Annotated in this window: 5 protein-coding genes; 4 read left to right on the top strand and 1 reads right to left on the bottom strand. The window is 43.5% G+C overall.

Going from position 1 to position 5,068, the window contains the following annotated elements; genetic code table 11:
- Nucleotides 1-331 precede the first annotated feature (331 nt).
- Nucleotides 332-1,078: a hydrogen peroxide-dependent heme synthase gene (gene hemQ / locus AC1DWN_RS27660; RefSeq protein WP_477562100.1), complete on the bottom strand. Its 747-nt coding sequence runs from the start codon at nucleotides 1,076-1,078 to the stop codon at nucleotides 332-334.
- A gap of 163 nt (nucleotides 1,079-1,241) precedes the next feature.
- On the opposite strand from hemQ, the gene AC1DWN_RS27655 reads away from it, so the two are divergent.
- From AC1DWN_RS27655 to AC1DWN_RS27640, 4 genes are all read left to right on the top strand, one after another.
- Nucleotides 1,242-1,532 (top strand): YuiB family protein, encoded by a 291-nt coding sequence (locus AC1DWN_RS27655; RefSeq protein ID WP_477562099.1) that lies wholly within the window; start codon nucleotides 1,242-1,244, stop codon nucleotides 1,530-1,532.
- 108 nt (nucleotides 1,533-1,640) lie between these two features.
- Entirely contained in the window at nucleotides 1,641-3,170 is a 1,530-nt protein-coding gene (locus AC1DWN_RS27650; protein WP_477562098.1) for a replication initiation and membrane attachment family protein, read from the top strand.
- 68 nt (nucleotides 3,171-3,238) lie between these two features.
- On the top strand, nucleotides 3,239-4,195 hold the full coding sequence (gene dnaI / locus AC1DWN_RS27645) for a primosomal protein DnaI (protein ID WP_477562097.1): 957 nt from the start codon (nucleotides 3,239-3,241) through the stop codon (nucleotides 4,193-4,195).
- 298 nt (nucleotides 4,196-4,493) lie between these two features.
- Nucleotides 4,494-5,068 (top strand): sulfate ABC transporter substrate-binding protein (locus tag AC1DWN_RS27640; RefSeq protein ID WP_477562096.1); only part of this gene is annotated, 575 nt, incomplete at its 3' end.

The raw sequence follows: 5,068 nt of genomic DNA, 5'->3' as shown, positions 1-5,068 counted from the left end.
CAGTTTAGCAGAGATCGATGATGATGATGATGACGATGACGTTGATGCTTAGATAGCTATAATATGATGTAATATCAAAAAGGGCTTTCGCTTAGCAACGTAACCGGTTGCCTAGCGGAAGTCTTTTTTTATAAATAAGAATTTATAAGTTTCCACTTATAAATGTGCTTATCTATCTGCGCGAAACGAACGTTTATGCCGCCAAGGACGGCGMCAGCCGTTTACGCTTGGATGTTGATTTGCTTAAATAAACTTTGGCTATCCTATTAAAAAAAGAAGAACGCCCGGTAAGGGACGCTCTTCATTCTCGTAACCGTATAGTTTAATGCTGTTAAATGCTCAGCAACTCAGCAAATTTATCGCTGTTTAGCAAGTTGCCGACATAAAATTCGCCGAAGTCCGCATAACGAGCGCTAACCTCATCGAAGCGCATTTCATAAATAAGCTTTTTGAATTGCAGGGCATCGTCAGCAAATAATGTGACACCCCACTCCCAATTATCGAAGCCAACAGAACCCGTAATGATTTGTTTTACTTTACCTGCATATTGACGGCCGATCATGCCGTGACTGCGCATCAATGTCTTACGATCGTCCATAGCAAGCATGTACCAATTATCGTTGCCATCGCGGCGCTTATTCATAGGGTAGAAGCAGATATGATTGGCTTTCGGTAAAGTCGGCTTTAGTCTAGCGATAATATCTGGGTTTTGCATCGGATCGCTGCCAGGCTGTGCCATATAGTTGCTTAGCTCTACGATACTTACGTAGGAATATACAGGGTATGTAAAGCTGGCGAAGGACGTTTTGTTGAATGCCGTTTCGATCGCATTCAGCTCTTCCAGCGTTTCACGCAAATGCATGAACACGAAATCTGCCTTTTGGCCGATAATTGAATAGGTTGCGGTGCTGCCTTGCTTATTCTCCTCTTGTAAAGACCATTGCTGTATAAATGTTTGGAGCTCATCGAGCGCTCTTGAACGTTCGTTCTCATCGGCTAATCGCCATGCTGTCCAATCCATGCTGCGGAAATCATGCAAGGCGTACCAGCCTTCTAATGTTTGTGCTGCTTCACTCATATTTATAATACTCCCTTCAAGCTCTTTAATGATGTTGCAACCATTGTATCGTAATCGAGCTGAGCAGAGCAAATGACGGTCTTGTGACATTTACACTATGTAATTGACTTCCTTATTATCATTAATTAAACTAAGAATCGAGAGTCTGAAAGGGGAAGTTTGAATGCTTCAATTAATAATTGCAACCGTGTTGTTTTTTGTTATGATGTTTGGTATTGGCTTTATTTTAAATATGCTATTAAAAACAACTTGGTTTCCGATTTATTTATTTGTTATTTCATTAATCCCGCTCGGCATATGGGCTCCATGGGATGATCAGGCGACGCCGGCCATTTCCAATTTTGCTCATTATACAATATTTGATTACATACCTGTAATTGGAGCGTTGATTGGAGCATGGGTAAGCGGCTGGACCATTCAAGCGCTTCGTAAAGGCGGATACAAAATGTTTTAAATTAAAATCCCCCAATCGGGGGATTTTTCTATTTCCAGACTCGTCCTAGCGAACGGTTTTTATGTTAAAATGGTAGGATAGAAAGAAGTATGGGATGGAGTCGTTGTAATGCGCATTAGTAATATATTKCAGTTCACGGAACATCATCGTTATTATATTTTTCGTGATTTTTCATTAAGCAGTCTTGATTATAAAATGTTAYCTCTTATCTATCAGCCGATGATTGGCGCATTTGCAGTAGCGTTCTATCAACAGCTATATCATGGAATTGCAGAGGGTTGCTCTGGTTATTCCTCTTTAGAGCCGCAGCGAAAGTTGTTTCTCGGTTTAGGGCTTGAAATGAATGAGCGGAGTCGTAAGCATTTGGTGGAACAAGCATCTAAGCTCGAAGCGGTTGGTTTGCTGCAGACGTCGAGGCTAGGCATGCAGGAAAATGCGGACGTTATATATGAATATGAATTGGCGCAGCCGATGTCGCCTTCAGAGTTTTTTCGAAACATGCATTTGACGATGCTTCTTAGAGATAAAGTAGGCAAATACGCAGTTATTTCGCTTCGTGAATCGTTTGGTGCGAATGAACCGGATGAGCTGGCAGATGCGCAGCTGACGAAGGAAAATATATCGATGCCGTTTTATGAGCTGTTTAAACTGAACATGCAATCTGTCGATAACGAGTTGGAGCAAGCACTTACTGAGGTTGCACCTTCAAGGCAAGCGGTTGCCCGTCCTGCTTTAGCTACTGCAGCAATTCCGTATGGAGAAATTATACTGCGGTTTCCTAGAAATTCGGCGAATCGTCGATATGTAGAGCGTCTGCGCGGCGATGAAGAACAGCTTGCACAGGTTAACTATGTTGCTTATAAATATAACTTAACAGTAGCCGATATATGTCGTCTGCTTGATGAGGATGGTATTTTCAGTGATAACGGAGAGCTTAATATTGATGAACTGCAACTGAGAGCCAATCAGTTCTATCGTCAAGATAAGAAGCGAGAAGGAGACAGGCAGCGGACGCTTGCCCGTACTCAAGTCGTATCAAGCGAGCCGGTTGATTCGGATGAGTTGACTGAAGAGTTTGAAGTACAGGAACAAGATTATTTACAGGTACCGAATCAACTGCTAGGTCGATGCGATATTCAACAATACAATATGCTCATGCGCAATGAGCCTCATACCCGGTTTTTGCAACGTTTTTTCCCAGGCGCAGTTCCAGATTGGATCGAACGTGTGTTTGAGCGGATAGATTTGAATTATAAACTTAATGGTCCGGTTATTAACGTCCTTATTCATTATGTAATTGGAGCGAATGACGCACAACGTGTTACGAAAACCTTCCTTGATGCTGTTGCATCTAACATGCTTGTGAAGCAGATTGATAATTTCGAGAAGGCAGTCCAGTATGTGCGAGAGCAAGCACAGGTCGAGCTCGATAAAGAGCGCCGCAAGGAAGCAGCAAGCTTTGGCGGATCGAATGGAGCTTATAATGGAGCCAAAGGCGGAGGGCGCGGTGGTAATAGCCGAGGAACGTCACGCAAGCCATCCATTCCGATCGTACAAGACGGACAACCAGCTGCTGTGGTATCGGCTGATGAAATGGAAGAACTGCGCAAGTTGGCACGTAAATTAGACGGCAAATGATGAAGGCTATTATAGCTGAAGCTGACATATAAAGTGGACGATTAATTATAGAGGCGGGTGAGCAGACGATGGAATCAATGGGCGATTTGCTGAAGGCATGGCCTACAGGACAAGCCATAACCGAACAAGCGGAGCAGAAAATGGCAGAGCTGCTCGCAGAACCGCTTGTAGAGAAGCTGCTGATGAAATACCCGGAGCTTGATGAACAAGTCATTCGTCTTAATTTGAATCGTGTGTATCAATATGTAACGGAGTATCGCAACTGTTCAAATTGTCCTGGGCTTGATAAGTGTCCTAATGATTTTGAAGGGCATTATACTTTGCTGCACTCCGAGACAGTAAATGGGTATACTCAGCTCTATGACCGCAAGGTGGCGTGCAAGAAGTTTATCTCTCGTCAGAATGAGGATCACATACGAAGCCGTATACGCAGCTTTTACGTAGATGAGACTGCTTTGCAGCGCGGTTACTCATCTGATGAGATTTTGACGAATGATTTAGAGCGCGCGAAGGCGGTTGGTCAAGTGCTGCGCTACATCGACCGAACGAAAGAAGAAGGGCTCCAGCAGGAGGGGCTATACTTAGCGGGACGTTTTGGAACGGGCAAGACGTTTTTAATGTGTTATTTACTTCATGAGTTGGCGAAGGCCGGATATTCTGGCGTCATCGTCTATATGCCTGATTTCGTTGAGGATTTGAAGACTCTTATGCATGAACCTGGAAAGCTGAAGGAAACGGTCGAGATGATGAAGGAGACCGATTTGCTCATCTTTGATGATATGGGGGCAGAAAACTTAAACCCTTGGGTACGTGATCATGTGCTGGGCGCTATACTCAATTACCGCATGCAGCGCAAGCCGACCTTCTATACATCCAATTATGAGCTGGAAGCACTAGAGAAGCACTTCAGCTTCACGAGCAAGGATGGTGATGAGCTTCACAAAGGCCAACGGATCATGGATCGCATCCGTCCTTACGTTGAGGTTGTCATGGTTACTGGTGAAAATAAACGCGGACGTAAGTAACAGAGAACGTTAATATACGAATAAACGAAACGCCCCATAATGGGGCGTTTTTTGCGTTTCAAGACGCTTTATCAAAATTTTTTATGATTCTTATTACTTCCGTTTAAATTAACTATTGACAGTATATGGTGTCCGCTGTTAAGATTCTCACATAACCAACTAAACAGGTAGGAATAATAAAATAACTACCGGATAACCGGAGTCAACACCTATTAGCGCAGAGACACCAACTATCACTTTTATTAGCATAATCGTGTTTCAGCGGACCTGTTATAACAAATTAGGGGTGTATGAAATTATGAAGAAAATTGCTCATATCCGGTCCGTAGTCATCATTTTAACTTTATCGCTTGTACTCGCAGCTTGCGGTAACAATAACTCCATAAATAAACCGTCCAATAAACCTTCAAATGCAACGAACGCGCAAACTACGGAAGAACCGGCCAAGGCAGAGCCTAAGCCGCCAGTTGAGCTCCTCAACGTATCCTACGATCCAACCCGTGAGCTATATGTAGCATTTAATGAGGCATTCTCCAAGCACTGGAAGGAAGAAACAGGCCAAGTGGTGACAATCAAGCAATCGCATGGCGGTTCTGGTAAGCAAGGTCGTGCCGTAATAGACGGTCTGAAAGCCGATGTTGTAACGCTCGCACTTGGTTACGATATAGACGCTATTGTTGAGCCTGGTTTGATTAAGTCAGATTGGCAGTCCAAATTCAAGCATGACAGCTCGCCATATACATCTACCATTGTATTCCTTGTTCGAAAGGGCAATCCGAAAGGCATTAAAGATTGGGACGATCTAATTAAAGATAAAGTAGAAGTCATTACACCTAACCCTAAAACTTCGGGCGGCGCTCGTTGGAATTACCT

This window comes from Paenibacillus sp. P4_A7, assembly GCF_056402455.1.
Note: the sequence above shows the minus strand (reverse complement) of the source record. Positions and strands in the feature narration are given on the sequence as shown.

Bases quoted from the DNA above. Each gene is read 5' to 3' on its own strand.
- AC1DWN_RS27655 (WP_477562099.1), top strand. From the start codon at position 1,242: ATGCTTCAATTAATAATTGCAACCGTGTTGTTTTTTGTTATGATGTTT.
- hemQ (WP_477562100.1), bottom strand. From the start codon at position 1,078: ATGAGTGAAGCAGCACAAACATTAGAAGGCTGGTACGCCTTGCATGAT.
- dnaI (WP_477562097.1), top strand. From the start codon at position 3,239: ATGGAATCAATGGGCGATTTGCTGAAGGCATGGCCTACAGGACAAGCC.